Here is a 3700-nt window from a genome sequence, read left to right as displayed (position 1 = left end):
TCAGCAGAAACCCATTACCATGATGAACAGGGTGATGCCACCATGCATCATAAATCAGAAGTCAACTCTGGAGGCTCGACGACACTTGCCTCTGGAAAAGATTTGAATATTTTAGGCTCTGATGTTCAAACAAAGGATAAACTTCTCTTGCAAGCTGAGAGGAATATTTCGATTGATGCCACACGCAACAGTATGGACAATCAGAATGGGAGTGAAACCTCCCATGTTGCCTTGCACAATGGCTCTCATCTAAGTTCTGGAAAGAATATGGATATCATATCGGGGCACGATATCCATGTCTCTGCTTCCGATATAGATGCCAAGGGCAAGGTGGGGCTGAAAGCCAGTAACGATATTTTAATCAACAATGCAGAAGATAGCTTAAATTATGAGATGTCTGATCACAAAGAGGATGGAATATTTAGTGAGAGAGTCCATAATAATGTTGAGGCTACCCAAGTCGTGAGCTCAAGTATAACAGGCGGTGAAGGGATAGCCTTTGAATCTGGCAACGATACAAAAATCATTGGGTCGATGCTTCTTGCTGGAAAAAAAGAGGAAACACCAGATCAAGCAAAAGCGGATATTTCTATTCATTCTGGTGGGAATATTCTTATAAAAGGCGCTCAAGAACACTACGACCAGCAATACCAATCGTCTTCAAGTAGCTTTTTGCATGAGGAATCGTCCGATAGTTCTCAATCGCATACCACAACGGTCTCCTCTATCCTTGGGGCGACGGGCAACATCGTGTTAGACGCACAAGGAGAAGCCAAGATTTCTGCTTCTCATCTGCTTTCCGGTCAAAATATCAATGTGAGTGGAGAAAGTGTGACGATTGATGGTATGACAGATCACCATAGCAGCTACTCAGAAGAACATGCATCTGGTTTGGGCGCGGGTTCAGGCAAGGACTTTTTATCGATATATGGGAGTGAGACAAAGACAGAAAATGAAGAAAGTTTTGAACATCAAGGCTCTTCTCTCAATGCGAATGGCACTATCAACATCACTGCTAAGAAAAAAGATGTGACAATTGTTGGCTCTGATCTTGCAGGTGAGAATATTAACCTTTCGGCAGCTCGTGATGTCAATGTGCTTGTGGGTCATAATAGCCATAAGTCAAATTCTGAAGAAAAGCGTTCAGGTTTTGGTTTTCAGTTTGGAAACAGCAGCAGCAGTGTTTCTGTAGGAGTTGGGGTTGAGAGCACGAAAGACACCAGCGATCAATGGGAAACCACTTCCACACAATCACACATCACGGCACGCCAAGATGTGCGGATCAGTGCGAACAATGATGTGACCTTGCAAGCAGCCGATGTTTCAGCAGGTCGTGATGTGAGTGTTGATGCCGGTAATAATATCACGCTTTCGGAAAGCCAAGATATCTCTAAGACACAAAAAAAACATGAAAATTTCTTTGCTGGTGTTACAGGTTCTGTCAATGTTGGCATTCTTAGTACCATACAAGATATAAAGGATGCAGGAAAACGTTTTGGTCATGGGGATACAAAACACAAAATCGGCAATGGCATCATTCTTGGTCTAAAAGGCAAAGATCTCTATAACAAAGGCAAAGATCTCTATAATGGGATAAAGAGCGGATCAACAAAAGATTCCCTTCTCAAAATGGTGGATATTTCTACCAGTGTTACCGTAGGCTTTAAGACTGAAAAGGAAGAGAAGTCTTCTCAGACATCTACTGCTGTAACCAATAGCATAGAAGCTGGGCGTTCTGTCAATATGAAAGCCCACAAAGGCAGCATCCATGGTGTTGGAGCCGACGTTATTGCCGGTACCAATCCTGTTTATGCGCTGGGCAATGATCCGCAGAGCGGGAATATCAACTTGGATGCAGGACAGCACATTACCTTTGAAAGTGCGCAAAACACGCAAAGCACACAAAACCATAACCAAAGCGCTTCAATGAATATCGGAGCCAGTTATGGTACCGGTGGCGCAGAGGGAACAGGCAATGCCTCCTTTAGTCAAGGAGAAGGCTCCAGTGAGGCGGTTCAACAAAAGAACGCCCATATTATAGGCACGGGCGCGGTTCACACCAACAGTGGGGGAAACACCACATTGGCAGGAGCAGTGGTTTCTGGAGAGCGTGTAAAAATGGAAGTAGGAGGTGATTTTACCGTTGTCAGCCGCAGTGATACGGGACAAAGTTCCAGCAAAAAAAACTCTGTTTCTGTTGGGGTTAAAGGCAATGGAAAGCCTGATGGTGCATCAATAAACGTCTCTTTCCAAAATGATCAATCCTCCAGCGATTATCACAGTGTTGTGGAACAATCAGGCATTAAAGCCCGTGATGACGGCTTTGAGATCACCGTTAAAGATAAAACAACGCTGACTGGAGGTATTATTGAAAGCACAGCCTTGGCAGAAAAAAACAGCCTGACCACAGGAAGCATCAGCACCAGTGATATTACCAACAGTGCGAGTGCCAAAGCCAGCAGTGATGGGATTAGCATTGCAGCGGGTGGTGCAATGGGCGAATACGACATCGCTAAAAACATTGCCAAAAATGTTTTAGATCATGCAGAACAACAGGATTCAAGGGAAGGATATACCAAATCTGCCATTAGCGATGGCACCATCGTCATTACTGATGAAGCAGGGCAGAAGGCATTGACAGGGCAAGGCGTTGATCAAACCATAGCTTCCCTTAACCGTAATACCGCTGAAGCTCATAAGGGTGTATCACAAATAGATGTCACTAAGCTGGAACAAACAGCTGGTGAAGACCGTGAAATGGCAACACAATTGCTGGAAGAAGGATTTAAATACAGCGATAAAGCCTATAAAAAATATAGTGAAGAAGCCTCTAAAAAGCGCAATGATGTAGCCCCTAAAAAGCGTAATGCTGAAGCCTCTAAAAAGCGTAATGCTGAAGCCCCTAAAAAGCGCAATGATGTAGCCCCTAAAAAGCACAATGATGTAGCCTCTAAAAAGCGTAATGCTGAAGCCCCTAAAAAGCGTAATGCTGAAGCTCCTAAAAAGCGTAATGCTGAAGCCCCTAAAAAGCGCCATGATGTAGCCCCTAAAAAGCGCAATGATGTAGCCCCTAAAAAGCACAATGATGTAGCCTCTAAAAAGCGTAATGCTGAAGCCCCTAAAAAGCGTAATGCTGAAGCTCCTAAAAAGCGTAATGCTGAAGCCCCTAAAAAGCGCCATGATGTAGCCCCTAAAAAGCGTAATGCTGAAGCTCCTAAAAAGCGTAATGCTGAAGCCCCTAAAAAGCGCCATGATGTAGCCCCTAAAAAGCACAATGATGTAGCCTCTAAAAAGCGCATGATGGAGTAGAAGGGGAAACCAAATCTGCTATCAGCGATGGGACTATCATCCTTACTGATACAACTGGACAGAGGGCAATGGGGCAAGATGCTGGACAAATCATTGATGCACTCAACTGCAACACCGCTACAGCCCACCAAGCAGTAGGACAGCTAGATGTCGCACCGCTTGAGGATATATTGCGTAATCGTTTAGGTATGAGAAATAAATGGGTAGATGAATGGTTTGATATATGGGATGGGGTTCGTAAAATGGCATTTTATGTTGACCATCCAGTGGGTGAGGTTGCGCATGATGAAAATGGCAATGTCCTCTATTTAACCGATGAAAATGGAAAACCTATAAAAGGCAGTGATGGAAAATATATCACTCTGTATCACTTTTTAAAGCCAGAGGAAGA

1 protein-coding gene and 1 pseudogene are annotated in these 3700 nt (G+C 44.0%); both read left to right on the top strand.

Annotated elements, in window-relative coordinates; translation table 11 throughout:
- Positions 1-3309, top strand: a 3309-nt coding sequence (locus ACFINW_RS09560; RefSeq protein WP_375674246.1) for a hemagglutinin repeat-containing protein, incomplete at its 5' end; no start/stop codon positions are given.
- Between the two features lie 68 nt (positions 3310-3377).
- A pseudogene (locus ACFINW_RS09555) lies at positions 3378-3700 on the top strand (filamentous hemagglutinin); the annotation flags it as partial.

Source organism: Bartonella sp. AA18HLJMS (genome assembly GCF_042197245.1).
GTDB lineage: Bacteria > Pseudomonadota > Alphaproteobacteria > Rhizobiales > Rhizobiaceae > Bartonella.
Note: the sequence above shows the minus strand (reverse complement) of the source record. Positions and strands in the feature narration are given on the sequence as shown.